Source organism: Leuconostoc sp. C5, from assembly GCF_056530425.1.
Genome location: NZ_CP134351.1, coordinates 1677386 through 1693941, shown reverse-complemented (window position 1 = coordinate 1693941; position 16556 = coordinate 1677386). Strand labels below are relative to the sequence as shown.

18 protein-coding genes are annotated in these 16556 nt (G+C 37.2%); 17 read left to right on the top strand and 1 reads right to left on the bottom strand.

The features are described from left to right. Positions 1-286: 286 nt before the first annotated feature. A complete protein-coding gene (locus RHP56_RS08660) occupies positions 287-4870 on the top strand; it encodes a glycoside hydrolase family 70 protein (RefSeq protein ID WP_258984235.1) in 4584 nt (1527 codons plus the stop codon). A 56-nt stretch (positions 4871-4926) separates the two neighbouring features. Here RHP56_RS08660 and RHP56_RS08655 read toward each other — a convergent pair whose 3' ends face one another. Then, positions 4927-5346 carry an Rrf2 family transcriptional regulator gene (locus RHP56_RS08655; protein ID WP_011680347.1) on the bottom strand — a complete coding sequence of 140 codons (420 nt, stop codon included), beginning with the start codon at positions 5344-5346 and terminating at the stop codon, positions 4927-4929. A 138-nt stretch (positions 5347-5484) separates the two neighbouring features. Between RHP56_RS08655 and RHP56_RS08650 the strand changes: the two genes are divergently transcribed. From RHP56_RS08650 to RHP56_RS08575, 16 genes are all read left to right on the top strand, one after another. Further along, on the top strand, positions 5485-6090 hold the full coding sequence (locus RHP56_RS08650; RefSeq protein ID WP_011680346.1) for a nitroreductase family protein: 606 nt from the start codon (positions 5485-5487) through the stop codon (positions 6088-6090). Between the two features lie 24 nt (positions 6091-6114). Then, the gene (locus RHP56_RS08645) at positions 6115-6765 is read left to right on the top strand and encodes an NAD(P)-dependent oxidoreductase (RefSeq protein WP_010283757.1); all 651 of its coding nucleotides are present in this window, start codon (positions 6115-6117) and stop codon (positions 6763-6765) included. 106 nt (positions 6766-6871) lie between these two features. Beyond that, positions 6872-7375 carry a DUF1440 domain-containing protein gene (locus tag RHP56_RS08640; protein ID WP_014325087.1) on the top strand — a complete coding sequence of 168 codons (504 nt, stop codon included), beginning with the start codon at positions 6872-6874 and terminating at the stop codon, positions 7373-7375. Between the two features lie 106 nt (positions 7376-7481). After that, complete coding sequence (locus RHP56_RS08635) at positions 7482-8150, top strand: aggregation-promoting factor C-terminal-like domain-containing protein (protein ID WP_059442322.1); 669 nt, start codon at positions 7482-7484, stop codon at positions 8148-8150. A 75-nt stretch (positions 8151-8225) separates the two neighbouring features. Then, on the top strand, positions 8226-8762 hold the full coding sequence (locus RHP56_RS08630) for a YqeG family HAD IIIA-type phosphatase (protein WP_011680344.1): 537 nt from the start codon (positions 8226-8228) through the stop codon (positions 8760-8762). Next, positions 8752-9891 carry a ribosome biogenesis GTPase YqeH gene (gene yqeH, locus RHP56_RS08625; RefSeq protein WP_011680343.1) on the top strand — a complete coding sequence of 380 codons (1140 nt, stop codon included), beginning with the start codon at positions 8752-8754 and terminating at the stop codon, positions 9889-9891. The genes RHP56_RS08630 and yqeH overlap by 11 nt, the downstream gene beginning before the upstream one ends. Next, positions 9891-10202, top strand: a complete 312-nt coding sequence (gene yhbY / locus RHP56_RS08620) for a ribosome assembly RNA-binding protein YhbY (protein ID WP_002815764.1) — start codon at positions 9891-9893, stop codon at positions 10200-10202. Before yqeH ends, yhbY begins: the two co-directional genes overlap by 1 nt. A gap of 10 nt (positions 10203-10212) precedes the next feature. Further along, positions 10213-10851, top strand: coding sequence for a nicotinate-nucleotide adenylyltransferase (locus RHP56_RS08615; RefSeq protein ID WP_011680342.1), 639 nt, complete (start codon positions 10213-10215; stop codon positions 10849-10851). Then, entirely contained in the window at positions 10844-11428 is a 585-nt protein-coding gene (gene yqeK, locus RHP56_RS08610) for a bis(5'-nucleosyl)-tetraphosphatase (symmetrical) YqeK (protein WP_050884267.1), read from the top strand. The genes RHP56_RS08615 and yqeK overlap by 8 nt, the downstream gene beginning before the upstream one ends. 3 nt (positions 11429-11431) lie before the next feature. Further along, positions 11432-11806, top strand: a complete 375-nt coding sequence (gene rsfS, locus RHP56_RS08605; protein WP_011680340.1) for a ribosome silencing factor — start codon at positions 11432-11434, stop codon at positions 11804-11806. An 87-nt stretch (positions 11807-11893) separates the two neighbouring features. Then, positions 11894-12646 carry a class I SAM-dependent DNA methyltransferase gene (locus RHP56_RS08600; protein ID WP_042251434.1) on the top strand — a complete coding sequence of 251 codons (753 nt, stop codon included), beginning with the start codon at positions 11894-11896 and terminating at the stop codon, positions 12644-12646. Continuing rightward, the gene (locus RHP56_RS08595) at positions 12646-13818 is read left to right on the top strand and encodes a nucleotidyltransferase (protein ID WP_011680338.1); all 1173 of its coding nucleotides are present in this window, start codon (positions 12646-12648) and stop codon (positions 13816-13818) included. The genes RHP56_RS08600 and RHP56_RS08595 overlap by 1 nt, the downstream gene beginning before the upstream one ends. Before the next feature lies 1 nt (position 13819). Further along, positions 13820-14365, top strand: coding sequence for a YceD family protein (locus RHP56_RS08590; protein WP_042251436.1), 546 nt, complete (start codon positions 13820-13822; stop codon positions 14363-14365). A gap of 96 nt (positions 14366-14461) precedes the next feature. Further along, positions 14462-15151: a response regulator transcription factor gene (locus RHP56_RS08585; RefSeq protein ID WP_011680336.1), complete on the top strand. Its 690-nt coding sequence runs from the start codon at positions 14462-14464 to the stop codon at positions 15149-15151. 12 nt (positions 15152-15163) lie between these two features. Continuing rightward, on the top strand, positions 15164-16264 hold the full coding sequence (locus RHP56_RS08580) for a sensor histidine kinase (RefSeq protein WP_011680335.1): 1101 nt from the start codon (positions 15164-15166) through the stop codon (positions 16262-16264). Beyond that, the gene (locus RHP56_RS08575) at positions 16251-16523 is read left to right on the top strand and encodes an acylphosphatase (RefSeq protein ID WP_102753469.1); all 273 of its coding nucleotides are present in this window, start codon (positions 16251-16253) and stop codon (positions 16521-16523) included. Before RHP56_RS08580 ends, RHP56_RS08575 begins: the two co-directional genes overlap by 14 nt. The last annotated feature ends 33 nt before the right edge of the window (positions 16524-16556 follow it).

The following is a 16556-nucleotide window of genomic DNA, read 5'->3' as shown; positions in this document are numbered from 1 at the left end:
TTATATATTATGTGATTTTATTTTATTTTTTTATTATTTTATAATCAATAAAATTAATGACTAATTAATAATAATTAACATTGTTAACTTATCACTAGATAAGTTAACAATATTTTTTTATAAAAAAATTAATGTTTATAATATTAATATAATTCTCTGATTGACTGTTTTTACAATGTTTTTTAAAAATATGTCGATTGTGTATTGAAATTTTTACTGTTTTTACAAATAAATTAAGTTATAATTTTTCAATGTAATAGAAGAGAATATTATAAGGAGAAAATTTATGCCATTTACAGAAAAAGTAATGCGGAAAAAGCTTTATAAAGTTGGGAAAAGTTGGGTAGTTGGTGGGGTTTGTGCTTTTGCATTAACCGCCTCATTTGCTTTAGCAACACCAAGTGTTTTGGGAGACAGTAGTGTACCTGATGTGAGTGCGAATAACGTTCAATCTGCTTCAGATAATACAACGGATACGCAGCAGAACACTACGGTTACCGAAGAAAATGATAAAGTACAGTCTGCAGTTACTAATGATAATGTAACAACAGCTGCAAGCGACACAACGCAGTCTGCTGATAATAATGTGACAGAAAAACAGTCAGATGATCATGCACTTGATAATGAAAAAGTCGATAACAAACAAGATGAAGTCGCTCAAACCAATGTTACTAGCAAAGATGAGGAATCAGCAGTTGCTTCAACTGACACTGATCCTGCTGAAACGACAACTGACGAAACACAACAAGTTAGCGGCAAGTACGTTGAAAAAGACGGTAGTTGGTATTATTATTTTGATGATGGCAAAAATGCTAAAGGTTTATCAACGATAGACAACAATATTCAATATTTTGACGAGAGTGGTAAACAAGTCAAAGGACAGTATGTCACAATTGATAATCAAACATATTATTTTGATAAGGACTCAGGTGATGAGTTAACTGGTCTGCAAAGCATTGATGGGAACATAGTTGCTTTTAACGATGAAGGGCAACAAATTTTTAATCAATATTACCAATCTGAAAATGGTACAACATACTACTTTGATGATAAAGGACACGCTGCTACCGGTATTAAGAATATCGAGGGCAAAAATTATTATTTTGATAATCTTGGGCAACTAAAAAAAGGCTTCTCTGGTGTGATTGATGGTCAAATAATGACATTTGATCAGGAAACAGGGCAAGAAGTTTCTAACACAACTTCTGAAATAAAAGAAGGTTTGACGACACAAAACACGGATTATAGCGAACATAATGCAGCCCACGGTACGGATGCTGAGGACTTTGAAAATATTGACGGCTATTTAACAGCTAGTTCATGGTATCGTCCAACAGATATTTTACGTAACGGAACAGACTGGGAACCTTCTACAGATACAGATTTCAGACCAATATTGTCAGTGTGGTGGCCAGATAAGAACACCCAGGTCAATTATTTAAATTACATGGCTGATTTAGGGTTTATCAGTAATGCGGACAGTTTTGAAACTGGGGATAGCCAAAGCTTATTAAATGAAGCAAGTAACTATGTTCAAAAATCAATTGAAATGAAAATTAGTGCGCAACAAAGTACAGAGTGGTTAAAGGATGCGATGGCGGCTTTCATTGTCACGCAACCACAGTGGAATGAGACTAGTGAAGATATGAGCAATGACCATTTACAAAATGGCGCATTAACTTATGTCAACAGTCCACTGACACCTGACGCTAATTCAAACTTTAGACTACTTAATCGGACACCAACAAATCAGACTGGTGAACAAGCGTATAATTTAGATAATTCAAAAGGTGGTTTTGAATTATTGTTAGCTAATGACGTTGATAATTCAAACCCTGTAGTACAAGCTGAACAATTAAATTGGTTATATTATTTAATGAATTTTGGTACGATTACGGCCAACGACGCGGATGCTAATTTTGATGGTATTCGTGTAGATGCAGTCGACAATGTGGATGCTGATTTGTTACAAATTGCTGCCGATTATTTCAAACTAGCTTACGGTGTTGATCAAAATGATGCTACTGCTAATCAGCATCTTTCAATTTTGGAAGATTGGAGTCACAATGATCCTTTGTATGTAACAGATCAAGGAAGCAATCAATTAACCATGGATGATTATGTGCACACACAATTAATCTGGTCTCTAACAAAATCATCTGACATACGAGGTACAATGCAGCGCTTCGTGGATTATTATATGGTTGATCGATCTAATGATAGTACAGAAAACGAAGCAATTCCTAATTACAGCTTTGTACGTGCACACGACAGTGAAGTGCAAACGGTTATTGCCCAAATTGTTTCTGATTTGTATCCTGATGTTGAAAATAGTTTGGCACCAACAACAGAACAATTGGCAGCTGCTTTCAAAGTATACAATGAAGATGAAAAATTAGCAGACAAAAAGTACACACAATATAATATGGCTAGTGCTTATGCGATGTTGCTAACCAACAAGGATACTGTTCCTCGTGTCTATTATGGCGATTTATATACAGATGATGGTCAATATATGGCAACAAAGTCACCATACTATGATGCGATTAACACTTTGCTGAAGGCTAGAGTCCAATATGTTGCTGGTGGCCAATCGATGTCCGTTGATAGTAATGACGTGTTAACAAGTGTTCGCTATGGTAAAGATGCCATGACGGCTTCTGACACTGGAACATCTGAGACGCGTACTGAAGGTGTTGGGGTCATCGTCAGCAACAACGCGGAGCTACAATTAGAGGATGGGCATACAGTCACATTGCACATGGGGGCAGCTCATAAGAACCAAGCTTATCGTGCTTTGTTATCAACAACTGCAGATGGATTAGCTTATTATGATACTGATGAAAATGCACCTGTGGCGTACACAGATGCTAACGGCGATTTGATTTTTACGAATGAATCAATTTATGGTGTACAAAATCCACAAGTTTCTGGTTACTTGGCAGTTTGGGTTCCGGTAGGTGCGCAACAAGATCAAGATGCACGAACGGCCTCTGATACAACAACAAACACGAGTGATAAAGTGTTCCATTCAAACGCTGCTCTTGATTCTCAAGTCATCTACGAAGGTTTCTCAAACTTCCAAGCATTTGCTACAGACAGCAGTGAATATACAAACGTAGTCATCGCTCAGAATGCGGACCAATTTAAGCAATGGGGTGTGACAAGCTTCCAATTGGCACCACAATATCGTTCAAGTACAGATACAAGTTTCTTGGATTCAATTATTCAAAACGGGTATGCATTCACGGATCGTTATGACTTAGGTTATGGCACACCGACAAAATATGGAACTGCTGATCAGTTGCGCGATGCTATTAAAGCCTTACATGCTAGCGGTATTCAAGCCATTGCCGATTGGGTGCCGGACCAAATTTATAATTTGCCAGAGCAAGAATTAGCTACTGTCACAAGAACAAATTCATTTGGAGATGACGATACAGATTCTGATATTGACAATGCCTTATATGTTGTACAAAGTCGTGGGGGTGGTCAATATCAAGAGATGTATGGTGGTGCCTTCTTAGAAGAGTTACAGGCACTCTATCCATCCCTATTTAAAGTGAATCAAATCTCAACTGGCGTTCCAATTGATGGCAGTGTAAAGATTACTGAGTGGGCGGCTAAGTACTTCAATGGCTCTAACATCCAAGGTAAAGGTGCTGGATACGTATTGAAAGATATGGGTTCTAATAAGTACTTTAAGGTCGTTTCGAACACTGAGGATGGTGACTACTTACCAAAACAGTTAACTAATGATCTGTCAGAAACTGGCTTTACACACGATGATAAAGGAATCATCTATTATACATTAAGTGGTTATCGTGCCCAAAATGCATTTATTCAAGATGATGATAATAACTATTACTATTTTGATAAAACAGGTCATTTAGTAACAGGTTTGCAAAAGATTAATAACCATACCTACTTCTTCTTACCTAATGGTATCGAACTGGTCAAGAGCTTCTTACAAAACGAAGATGGTACAATTGTTTATTTCGATAAGAAAGGTCATCAAGTTTTTGACCAATATATAACTGATCAAAATGGAAATGCGTATTACTTTGATGATGCTGGTGTAATGCTTAAATCAGGGCTTGCAACGATTGATGGACATCAACAGTATTTTGATCAAAATGGTGTGCAGGTTAAGGATAAGTTTGTGATTGGCACTGATGGTTATAAGTATTACTTTGAACCAGGTAGTGGTAACTTAGCTATCCTACGTTATGTGCAAAACAGTAAGAATCAATGGTTCTATTTTGATGGTAATGGCCATGCTGTCACTGGTTTCCAAACAATTAATGGTAAAAAACAATATTTCTATAATGATGGTCATCAAAGTAAAGGTGAATTCATTGATGCAGACGGTGATACTTTCTATACGAGTGCCACTGATGGTCGCCTAGTAACTGGTGTTCAGAAGATTAATGGTATTACCTATGCTTTTGATAACACAGGAAATTTGATCACAAATCAGTATTATCAATTAGCAGATGGTAAATATATGTTGTTAGATGATAGTGGTCGTGCGAAAACAGGGTTTGTATTGCAAGATGGTGTACTAAGATACTTCGATCAAAACGGTGAGCAAGTGAAAGATGCTATCATTGTGGATCCAGATACTAACTTGAGTTATTATTTCAATGCAACACAAGGTGTCGCTGTAAAAAATGATTATTTCGAGTATCAAGGTAATTGGTATTTAACAGATGCTAATTATCAACTTATCAAAGGTTTTAAAGCAGTTGACGACAGCTTACAACATTTTGATGAAGTCACTGGTGTACAAACAAAAGATAGTGCTTTAATAAGTGCTCAGGGTAAGGTTTACCAATTTGATAATAATGGAAATGCTGTGTCAGCATAAGCTTTCTGTATATATAGTGAAAAGCCAAAGGTCCTTTTAACCTTTGGCTTTTTGATTTAATTGTCTATTTGAATTTCCTTGATGATATCGGCTAATTTAATTTTATTCATTTCTTTTTCGGCAGCTTCCTGTACTTGGTTATAGTATTTATCCAAAGTTGTCTGAATGTGACTACCAACATTACAATTTTGATTTGTTTTGGTGTCAATTTTGAGAAATGAGGTGTCTTCCTCCACAGCGCGATAAATATCTAATAAACTAATTGTGTCGGCTGGACGAGCTAATTTTGGATCTGCACGTCCATTACTAGATAATAAACAACCATCATTTTTGAGCTGTGACATAATCCGTCGAATAACCACGGGGTTAGAGTTAACACTCTTAGCAATTTGTGTGCTTGACAGGTCAGTGCCTTGATTAATGACGATATAAGTTAGAATATGTATAGCATCGCTTAACTTAGTAGAGTATTTCATGGTTATGTTCACTTTCTAGTATCTTTTCGATACTTTTTTCTTGACAAATTTTCATTATCCGTAGTATGATTTACCTGTAACAAATATTGTTACAGTCTATAATTAAAAGTATACTACAAAATGAAAGAGGTGTCACACATGGTTAATCAAGATTATATTGAAACAATTAAGAAAAGGCGATCGATTTATGCATTAGGCAAGAATGTAGCTGATAACAATGAGGACATTGCCCAATTAATTCAGTCAGCAATTAAAGAATCACCAAGCTCTTTTAACAACCAAACGGTCAGAGCTGCGATTTTATTTGGTGAATCATCTGATAAATTATGGGAAATAGTTGCCGAAAGATTAAAGTCAGAAGTTCCTGATGAAGAAAGTTACAAAGCAACTCGTCAAAAAGTTGATAGTTTCAAGGCGGGCGTTGGAACAATCCTGTTCTTCACGGATGATGATATTGTTCAGCAATATCAAGAACAGCTTTCTTTATATGCGGAAAACTTTCCAATTTGGGCTGATCAAGCAAATGGTATGGCCCAGATTAATGTTTGGCAAGCCTTGGCAGCAAATGACATTGGTGCCAGCCTGCAACACTATAATCCTTTGATAGATGACGACGTACATACAGCATTTGATATACCTGAATCATGGAACTTACGTGGTCAGATGCCATTTGGATCAATTGAAGCACCAGCGGGTACTAAAGAATACATGACGGATGATGCACGCTTTAAGATCTTTAAGTAATTAGTATTAAGAAAGAAGGCAAACATGGCAATTAAAATTGGTGTTATTGGCGCAACAGGTATGGCTGGCTCTGCAGTATATCAAGAAGCTTTCGATCAGGGATTTGATGTTACCGCGATTGTAAGATCTACTGTCAAAGCGCATAAAACACTTGGTCAGGACGCAAAAGTCTTGGAAAAAGATGCGTTTGCATTGACTAAAGAAGAATTGTTGCAGTTTGATGTAATTATTAATGCATTTGCTACAGCTCCTGCGCTGGCATATCGACATATTGATTTAGCAGCCTATCTTATTGGACTGTTCCGAGAAACAACTGTTCCACGTTTAATCTTTATTTTAGGTGCAGGCAGCTTGATGACTGGGGAAGACAATCATTTACTATTAGAGGATTTAAAAAAATTGCCAGATGCTGCTTCTTGGGTATCAATACCAGATAATCAGAAAAAGGAACTAGACTTTTTACGAAATATTGATAATGTCAATTGGACTGGTGTATCACCTGGTATTACTTTCCAAGCAGGCGAAGCAACCCAATATAAGTTAGGAACAGACTATCTGCTTTTTGGTGAAGATAACGAATCCGTTACAAACAGTGGTACGATGGCCAAAGCAATTGTGTCAGAAATTATTAAACCAAGTTCGGAAAAAAAGCGTTTTACAGTGGTTAATGCTTAATAGTTTGAACAAAAGAGCGACCTTCTTATGAGCGTTGCTCTTTTGTAATATAAAAATAACGTGTAGTATAAAAAGTGAAATATTTTAGTTGGTAAGGGAGAAATTTATGTTGAAATTTTTGTTAGCTGTCGTTGTAATTGGAACGATTGCAGGGGTTATTTCTGGAATGGTTAAAATCGGCTGGGAAGCGATTTTACCACCAAGAACACAAGAACGTGATGAAACTAATCCGCCACAGCGGTTGCTGCAACAAATGGGTATACCACGAAAATGGACGCACGCCTATTTTTATTATGCTACTGATCAAAAAGTGCACTATGTAGCGCTAATCATGCACTTTTCTTTTTCGATTGCCTTCGGTGTATTGTTAGTTTTGCTTGATCAATATTTCCCTATTGTTACGTTTGGACAAGGTAGCGTGTATGGTGTTGTGATTTGGATCATTTTCCATATTATTATTTTACCAGCTACGAAAACCATTCCATCCGCTTTAAAACAACCGTTTTCAGAACATTTCTCTGAATTTTTGGGTCACATTGTATGGGGTTGGTCAATGTATTTAATAATGATTGCACTGATTGTGGTAACTAATTGGTTACCACATTACTAAATATTACACATTTAGTTAAACGCTTATCAAAGTTTTGTATATTAAGTATTTTTAGACCACGTTTTTATCACCATTTGTAATATTTACGTAATATTTTGGCGGCACAATGGATTACATGATGAAGAGAATAATAATAATAAGTGCCCTATTAACTGGTTTATCTTTAGTTGTTTTGGGAACGCAACTTGAAACAGAAAACCAGCCTGCTGAAGCCGCCAGTATGAATCAAACCGTGAATGTCAAAGCAGTTAGTTCTGCCATTTCATCATTTACGGATGTTAAGCTTACTAAAGTTGAAGCAATACCTAAAAAAGTAGTAACTTCTAGTGAGAAAAATGAAGTTAAAGCGAATTTACAACCAAGTGAAGCACAAGAAAAAGCTGCAGATATAGCGCAAGTAACCAGTGTATCTTCTGCAACAACGACTGCCGAAGTGTCAAAAACAGCTGCTACAGTGAATGAGACGCAACCAACACAGGTCGTTGCAGAAAGTAATCAGTCAACACAGAATACAACCGTAACAGAAACACCGGTTGCATCATCAGACATACAATGGTTAATCCAACATGAAAGTGGCGGAAACGTCAATGCTCAAAACGGTGCATACTATGGTATTGGTCAGCTGTCTGAAAATTACTACGCGCAATATGTTCCAGGAAAAGATTATCATGGTAATTATGCAGTCCAGTTAGAAGCAATGCAGAAGTATATCTCTGCTCGCTATGGAACTGTTGCTAATGCTATTGCTCATTGGCAAGTTAATAATTGGTATTAGTCAAACACGTAACACGACATACGTGTTTTTTTGTTATAATGGGAAAAGAATAAAATAAACGGACGATGGGACATAATGCGCTTAGAACACTTTACACCAACATATATGGTTGAACGAATTTACGATTTAACTGTTGAAGATTTGAAAGCGCGTGGTATTAAAACCGTACTCGCGGATTTAGATAATACATTGTTAGCGTGGAACAACCCAGATGGAACGCCTGAATTAAAGCAGTGGTTACAAGATTTACGGGATGGTGGTATTGAATTAATTGTGGTTTCTAATAATACTACGAAACGCGTCGAAAAAGCAGTTAAACCACTTGATGTCAAATTTGTTTCATGGTCGTTAAAACCATTGCCGCGAGGTATCTTGCATGTATTGCGCACGCATCATTTAAAGCGACAAGAAGTCATTATGGTGGGAGACCAACTGTTGACTGATGTCTGGGCAGCGCATAGTGCTGGCGTACGTAGTGTACTTGTACAACGCTTAATTGAGTCAGACATGTGGCAAACATGGTTAAATCGTCGGATTGAGAAATATGTCAAAAAAATTGTGTTTCAAGCACATCCACACTTAAAATGGGAGAAAACGTTACGTGACAACTGAAATTACTGATGAATATGTTCAAGAACAATTAAATGAAGGATTGCGCTGCATTGGCTGTGGCGCTTTGATGCAAGTCGAAGATAAAGACAAAATAGGTTACTTGCCAATGAGCGCCCTCAAAAAATCCATTAGCAGTGAAGAATTATTTTGTCAACGTTGTTTTCGTTTACGTCACTATAACGAAATTCAGCCAGTAGAACTTACTGATGATGATTTTGCCAACTTGCTTCATCAAATTTCAGATACCAAGGCATTGATTGTTTATGTTATTGATGTGTTTGATGTAACTGGTTCTGCAATTTCTGGATTACCTCGCTTTGTTGGAAAAGATAATCCAATTTTAGTAGTAGCTAACAAGGTTGATTTATTACCTAAGCTATTAAATAAGAATCGTTTGAAAAATTGGCTGCGCACTGAATTGAAGGCACAAGGTATTCAACCCGTCGACGTCTTCTTGACGTCTGCAACCCGTCCCAAAAATTTAGACGACTTATTGGATACCATCGATAATTTCCGTGACGGACGTGATGTCTTCGTCGTTGGGGTTACCAACGTTGGTAAATCAACATTAATCAATCAAATTATCAAGTCTCGCACAGGTATTCAAAATTTGATTACTACATCGAGATTTCCAGGGACCACACTTGATCGCATTGAAATTCCATTGGAAGATGGTCAGCAACTAATTGACACACCAGGAATTATTAAGCGCGATCAGATGGCTCATGTGCTAACCGATAAGGACTTAAAGTTTGCACTACCAAAAAATGAAATTAAGCCACGGACGTATCAATTAAATCCAGAACAAACAATTTTCATTGGCGGTCTGGCACGTTTTGATTTTATCAGTGGTGCGCGTAGTGCCATAACGGCTTATTTTGAAAATAACTTGAACTTGCACCGTACGAAGCTTATCGGTGCGGATGATTTTTATGAACAGCATGCAGGTGGGCTGCTAGTACCAGCACCAAGTCAGCTACAAAATCTAATCAAACACGAATTCAGCATTACTGAAGACAGTGACATTGTCTTTTCAGGTTTAGGTTGGATTAGCGTACCGGCTGGTATAAAAGTAGCTGGTTGGGCACCAAAGGGCGTCAGCGTCCTCATTCGAAAGGCAATGATTTAATGCAATTAACAGGAAAACAAAAACGTTATTTACGTTCACAAGCAAACACGTTATCGCCAATTTTTTCAGTTGGGAAAAATGGATTGACTCAGAATTGGGTTGATGAAATTGTTCTGGCACTGGCTAAAAGAGAGCTAGTCAAAATTAGTTTGCAGCAAAGTGCTGACGAAACAGCAAAAGAAGTTGCTGATTTTATTGAAGCACATTCAGATATTACGGTTGCACAGACAATTGGTCGTACGGTTGTTTTGTATTTACCAGCAAAAGAAGACAAATATAAGAAGATTTCATTAGATCTAGCAAAAATCTGAGGAGATGGCTATGATTGGAACATCAACAACTGCACTAAAACATCAATTAGAACTAGAACCAAGTGAGACCAAACATCGTATTGGAATTTTTGGTGGTACCTTTAATCCACCGCACGTTGGGCAGTTGGTTTTAGCAGAATGTGTTGGGAAACAGCTTGGACTTGAAAAAGTTTATTGGATGCCTAATGCACAGCCGGTTGATGCTACTCATGCTAGCGCAATTGAACCGTCTTATCGAATGCAATTGGTTCACATGGCAATTTTGGATAATCCTTTTTTTGAACTTGAATTATTGGAAATCCGTAATGGCGGTGAATCTCATACTTACCAATCAATGAAAGAACTTGTGGATACGCATCCAGAAAATGAATATTATTTTATCATGGGTGCAAATACAGTGAGAAAGTTACCCACTTGGGATCATATTGATGAGTTAAGTCAAATTGTTACGTTTGCTGCAGGTGTCCATTCTGGACAAGAGACAACGTCCGATTATCCCGTGCTATGGTTTGATGTTCCAAACATTAGCGTCAGCGCTTCAGAAGTACGGACGCGAATTCGTATGAATCAGAGTATTAATTATTTGGTGCCAGAACGTGAAGCACTATTTATTCGAGAGTACGATTTGTATAGAGGCTTATATGACTAAGTATTTTAATGGTACAATTACTGATTTAGAAGCAAAAATTTCCGAAAAATTATCTGATTATCGTTACCAGCATGTTTTGCGTGTACGAGACTATGCAGTGAAATTGGCCAAGGCCAATGATGTTGATGTTGACAAGGCAGAAGTTGCTGCTTTGGTCCATGATTATGCCAAAGAGCGATCAGATAATGATTTTTTAAAGGTTATTGAAGCCCAGCATATGGATCCAGATTTGATTAACTGGGGAAATTATGTCTGGCATGGTATTGTCGGGGCGGAAATGATCCGTAACGAGCTAGGAATTGTTGATGAAGATATATTAACTGCTGTCCGTCAGCACACAACAGGTGCGGGCGCTAGTATGAATAAGTTGTCACAAGTTATATTTATGGCAGATTATTTAGAATTAGGTCGTGATTTCAAAGGGGTAGAGGAAGCCCGTACGATTACTGACCAAAGTTTAGCGCAAGGCATTAAATATCAAATCGTTCATACCTTAGCACGTTTGATTCACAAAGAAACACCAATTTATCCTAAATCACTTGAAACGTATAATTATTGGGTTAAGAAAGAAAAATAAAATATGACAACAACAGCATTAAATGTACAAGATACTTTAAATACTGCCGTGGAGGCAGTTGATAATAAGAAAGCAAATAATATTGTTGCACTTGATATGCGCAAAGTGAGCTTAATGGCAGATTACTTCGTCATTGCAGACGCTGCGTCTACACGACAGGTGCAAGCTATTGCTACGGAAGTTAAAGATAAAATACAAGAAGCGGGCGGATCGGTTCGCTTTATGGAAGGATTCCAAGCAGGGGAATGGGTTCTTATGGACTTAGGGGATGTTATCGTCCACATATTCTCGACAGAAGGTCGCGATTTTTACAACCTAGAACGTTTGTGGAATGATGCCCCCTATGTTAATCTTGATAATCTATTAACAGAAAATTAAGCAAAATCGAGGCCAATGTCTCGATTTTTTAGTTTGTAAGAACAATAATATAACCGTTCAGACCGACACCATGTTAAAATTAAAATTATGAATAATGAAATAAATAACAATTACTCTACATTTGCGGAAAAATATGACCAACTGTTTGATTCAGAATTATATCAAGAGTGGGTTGATTTCGTGACAAAAAATAGTAAAGCTACATCTATTATGGATTTAGGTGGGGGTGCTGGACGATTAGCAGTTTTATTAGCACAGCTTGGCTACACTGTTGATGTGCTAGACTTGGCACCTGAAATGCTGTCATTGGCACAAAAGCATGCTAATGATGCAAACGTTGACTTATCTTTGTTGCAAGCTGACATGCGTGACTTTTCTGATTGGAAAAAGGAATACCCTATCATTGTTAGTTTTGCAGATGCTTTAAATTATTTACCAAATTTATCTGATTTTAAATTAGCTATTCAACAAGTGTATGACCATTTAGCGGTTGGCGGACAATTTTTATTTGATGTGATAACACCTTACCAGGTTAACGTGCTGTACGATAATTATTACTACAATAATGATGACGACGATGAAAACATTTTTATGTGGACTAGTTATCCTGGTGAGCAAGAGAATAGTGTTGACCATGACTTAAAGTTTTTTGTGTATGATGAGGCAATTGACGCTTTTAAGATTATGCGCGAAATTCATCATGAGCAAACCTATGATTTAAAGACATATCAAGAAACCTTAAGAAGTGCTGGTTTTCATAATATTGAAGTTTTTGCGAACTTTGGACAAAATAATATTGATGAAAACACAGAACGTTGGTTTTTTAGGGCGGTGAAATAATGCAAGCAGTCGGAATAATAACGGAATATAATCCATTTCATAATGGGCATATTTATCATATTCAACAAGCCAAGAAATTAACTGGTGCGGATGTAGTTGTGGCCGTTATGTCTGGTAACTTTGTGCAACGTGGTGAACCAGCCTTATTTGACAAATGGCAAAGAACACAAATGGCTTTGGAAAATGGTGTGGATTTAGTCATTGAGTTACCCACTTTTTTTGCAGTGCAACCAAGTCATATTTTTGCTGATGGAGCGATTCAATTATTATCCGCTCTTGGTGTCGATAATATTGTATTTGGCAGTGAGCATCCAGAGGTTGATTTTCTATCCATAGCTAAACAAGCACCAACTATTGCAGAAGGACAAGAATTTAAGAATCATACGCAAACCTTTGCTAGTGCGTATGCTAAACAATTAGAGGCTGAAACTAGCTTTAAACTGGAAGAGCCTAATGATATTCTAGCGCTTGGTTATGCTAGTGCTATTCTAAACCAACAGGCTAACATTGGCATTATACCTATTCAACGCGCTGAAGCAAATTATCATGATGCCAACTTTACAGACGAACAATCGATTGCCTCAGCGTCATCTATTCGTTTAGCTTTACACAAGGGAAAAACTGAAAAAATCAAAAATGTGGTGCCTGAAGCGACCAAAGTAGCATTAGATACCGCTGCCAATACAATTGATTTCGAAAGTAAATTCTGGTCAATGCTGAAGTACCGGTTAACAACAGATACAGTTGGTCAACTAGGTCAAATTTATCAAATGGCCGAGGGGTTGGAGCATCGTTTTGCTAAAACAGCTCTAAATGATTCTGGTCCACAAAGCTATCAAAGCTTTATTAAATCGACCAAATCTAAACGTTATACGTTTACTCGAATACAGCGTACATTATTATATACTTTGCTTAATATTAAGGTAGACCAGATGCAAGCAGCTATGCAGGACCCATACTTGCGTATTCTAGGATTTACTTCAACGGGGCAGCAATACTTAAATGAAATTAAAAAACAAGTAACATTGCCCCTTATCAGTAAAGTTGATTCAAGTTTGGCTAAAAGTAATCTGCGCTTAGATTATAAAGCTGGTAAAGTGTGGCAATTACTGGCAAATGAAGGTGCGCCGACACAAGATGTGACACGAATGCCATTATATTGGGAGAAATAGTATGAAATATGCAAAAAATCAATTATTAAAATACCGTCAAAGTCCGTTAATTATCGAAGAAACTTTGAATTTGGAGGAACAAGCTAAAAGTCGTTTTTCAGAAACTGTCTTAGCGTTATCACCCCTTGAAGTTACGGGGAGCATTAACTATTTAGATAATGATGATATCACTTTAGACGTGAATGTTCTAGGAAATATCACAGTACCATCTTCACGGTCATTAGACCCCGTGGTTGTGCCAATTAATTTAGCATTTTCTGAATTATACATTGAAGATGAGAGCCGTCTCAAGGATTTTGAAGAAACCGAGGCTGTTTTTGTACTTGAGAATGATTCCTTAAATGTGGACGATGCTATTTTGGATAATGTTATAGCAACTTTGCCTTTACAGATTTTAACGCCTGAGGAAGAGACCGGCGATAATTTGCCCTCCGGAAAAGATTGGCATGTTATCAGTCAAGAAGCTTATGAAAATGAGAAAATGATAGAAGACGAACCCAAAATTGACCCTCGATTGTCAAAATTAGACGATTTTTTCAAAGAATGAGAAAACACTTGCAAGAGTTAAACAAATGCTCTAAAATAAAGGGAAGTAATACAAATAGACTCGGCTTCTGCCGATTTAAAACATTGAGGACAAAAAATGAGTAAAGTATTGATTGTTGAAGATGAAGAAAACTTGGCAAAGTTTGTTGGTCTTGAGCTTAAACATGAAGGATATGAAGCTGAAACGGTGAATGATGGTCGTTCTGGGCTAGATTTAGCATTAGAAAATGATTACGATGTTATTTTGCTCGATTTGATGTTGCCTGAACTAAACGGTTTAGAAGTTGCACGTCGATTGCGTGAAGTTAAAAAAACACCAATCATTATGATGACTGCTCGTGATTCAGTGATTGATCGTGTTTCTGGATTGGATTATGGCGCTGATGATTATTTGGTAAAGCCATTTGCAATTGAAGAATTATTGGCTCGTATTCGTTCGCTTTTGCGCCGTATTGCAATTGAGACTGAAACAAACGATAAGCATCGTTCAATTATTAACTTCAAAGACCTCCGTATTGAAAAGGAAAATCGTATTGCACGTCGCGATGATCAAATTATTAATTTGACAAAGCGTGAATACGACTTGCTATTAACATTAGTAGAAAATATTAATGTGGTTCAATCTCGTGAGCAATTATTGAAAGAAGTTTGGGGTTTTGATTCTGAAGTAGAAACGAATGTTGTTGATGTGTATATTCGTTACTTGCGTAATAAGATTGATGATCCTGAAAGTAAGGCATCATATATCCAAACAGTACGTGGTACTGGCTACGTGATGCGCAGCTAATTCTAATTAATTATGGACAATAATGAAAAAGAAACAACTAAAAAAGCTGTACGCCGATTCTCACTGCGCTGGCAGTTAGCACTTGGAATGGCGTCCGGCTTTTTTGTTATATTTATAGTATTTGCTTTATTGCTTTCTGGGTTGATAAAGCATCACTATGGTGCACTGCCGAATGAAGTTATTTTTTGGTTGTGGGTTATTATTGCTTTCGGTGGTTTGGCAATATTCATATTTGCACTTATCTTAACTAAAGTAATTTTACGACCAGTCCGATTAATTGAAACCACCATTGAAGCTTTTGAAGATGATCCGATGACAGAAGTACGTGCCAGTGAAGTTGGTGCAAATGATGAGTTTTCTGATTTAACACGTATTTTAAATCGCACAATTGACCGTCTACAAGCATTAATCAGTGCGCAACAGCAATTTGTTTCAGATGTTTCCCATGAACTCCGTACGCCGGTAACAATCGTGAAAGGCCACATGGAACTTCTGAATCGCTGGGGTAAAGATGATCCAGAGGTCTTGGAAGATTCAATCAAATCCTCTCTGGCAGAAGTACAACGAATGGAGACACTGATTAACGAAATGCTCAATTTAACACGTGCTGAGCAAATTCCAGTTGACAACGTGAAAGAAATTACTGATGTTGGCGGTACAATGCATCGTGTTTATGACAACTTTAAAATGATACATCCTGACTTTTCTTTTACCCTAGATGATGATTTATCAACGAAGGCAAGGGTTAAGATTCGTCAAGATCATATGGAACAAATTCTAATTATTCTAGCTGACAATGCTGTAAAGTATTCTCTAGATCGTCATGAAATTCATTTTGCCTTGTCACAGACCGCAAATCGTGTTGAAATTGGCGTACAAGACTTCGGTGAAGGGTTGAAACCGGAAGATGCAAAACGTGTCTTTGATCGTTTTTATCGCGTTGATAAGGCGAGATCACGAGCCAAAGGGGGAACTGGGCTGGGACTAAGTATTGCTCAACGTTTGGTAGAGGCTTATGGTGGTACAATTGCATTAGAAAGTGCAGAAGGCTCAGGGTCAATTTTCACAGTATATTTACCTTTGTACGTTGAGGAAAAAAATGAAAGCAATTGAAGTTGATGTTTTTGGTTTAGTACAAGGTGTTGGTTTTCGGTGGTTTGCACAACGAACTGCACAGCAACACAATATTGTTGGTTGGGTAAGTAACCAAACAGACGGTTCTGTTAAAATACAAGCTCAAGGTTCACAAAGTGATTTAATAGATTTTTTGTCGATGCTCGAGAAGGGGCCAGGCTGTTATAGTCGCGTTGACAAAGTTATCACAACAAATATTCCATTGTTTGAAACAAATGACTTTGCTATTCGTGGGTAATTCTTGCTATAATAGTATCTTGTAATTGTGCGC

What these genes read in the sequence shown, in the direction of transcription:
- RHP56_RS08660 (WP_258984235.1), top strand. Translation starts at nt 287, where the DNA reads ATGCCATTTACAGAAAAAGTAATGCGGAAAAAGCTTTATAAAGTTGGG.
- RHP56_RS08655 (WP_011680347.1), bottom strand. Translation starts at nt 5,346, where the DNA reads ATGAAATACTCTACTAAGTTAAGCGATGCTATACATATTCTAACTTAT.
- RHP56_RS08650 (WP_011680346.1), top strand. Translation starts at nt 5,485, where the DNA reads ATGGTTAATCAAGATTATATTGAAACAATTAAGAAAAGGCGATCGATT.
- RHP56_RS08645 (WP_010283757.1), top strand. Translation starts at nt 6,115, where the DNA reads ATGGCAATTAAAATTGGTGTTATTGGCGCAACAGGTATGGCTGGCTCT.
- RHP56_RS08640 (WP_014325087.1), top strand. Translation starts at nt 6,872, where the DNA reads ATGTTGAAATTTTTGTTAGCTGTCGTTGTAATTGGAACGATTGCAGGG.
- RHP56_RS08635 (WP_059442322.1), top strand. Translation starts at nt 7,482, where the DNA reads ATGGATTACATGATGAAGAGAATAATAATAATAAGTGCCCTATTAACT.
- RHP56_RS08630 (WP_011680344.1), top strand. Translation starts at nt 8,226, where the DNA reads ATGCGCTTAGAACACTTTACACCAACATATATGGTTGAACGAATTTAC.
- yhbY (WP_002815764.1), top strand. Translation starts at nt 9,891, where the DNA reads ATGCAATTAACAGGAAAACAAAAACGTTATTTACGTTCACAAGCAAAC.
- RHP56_RS08615 (WP_011680342.1), top strand. Translation starts at nt 10,213, where the DNA reads ATGATTGGAACATCAACAACTGCACTAAAACATCAATTAGAACTAGAA.
- yqeK (WP_050884267.1), top strand. Translation starts at nt 10,844, where the DNA reads ATGACTAAGTATTTTAATGGTACAATTACTGATTTAGAAGCAAAAATT.
- rsfS (WP_011680340.1), top strand. Translation starts at nt 11,432, where the DNA reads ATGACAACAACAGCATTAAATGTACAAGATACTTTAAATACTGCCGTG.
- RHP56_RS08600 (WP_042251434.1), top strand. Translation starts at nt 11,894, where the DNA reads ATGAATAATGAAATAAATAACAATTACTCTACATTTGCGGAAAAATAT.
- RHP56_RS08595 (WP_011680338.1), top strand. Translation starts at nt 12,646, where the DNA reads ATGCAAGCAGTCGGAATAATAACGGAATATAATCCATTTCATAATGGG.
- RHP56_RS08590 (WP_042251436.1), top strand. Translation starts at nt 13,820, where the DNA reads ATGAAATATGCAAAAAATCAATTATTAAAATACCGTCAAAGTCCGTTA.
- RHP56_RS08585 (WP_011680336.1), top strand. Translation starts at nt 14,462, where the DNA reads ATGAGTAAAGTATTGATTGTTGAAGATGAAGAAAACTTGGCAAAGTTT.
- RHP56_RS08580 (WP_011680335.1), top strand. Translation starts at nt 15,164, where the DNA reads ATGGACAATAATGAAAAAGAAACAACTAAAAAAGCTGTACGCCGATTC.
- RHP56_RS08575 (WP_102753469.1), top strand. Translation starts at nt 16,251, where the DNA reads ATGAAAGCAATTGAAGTTGATGTTTTTGGTTTAGTACAAGGTGTTGGT.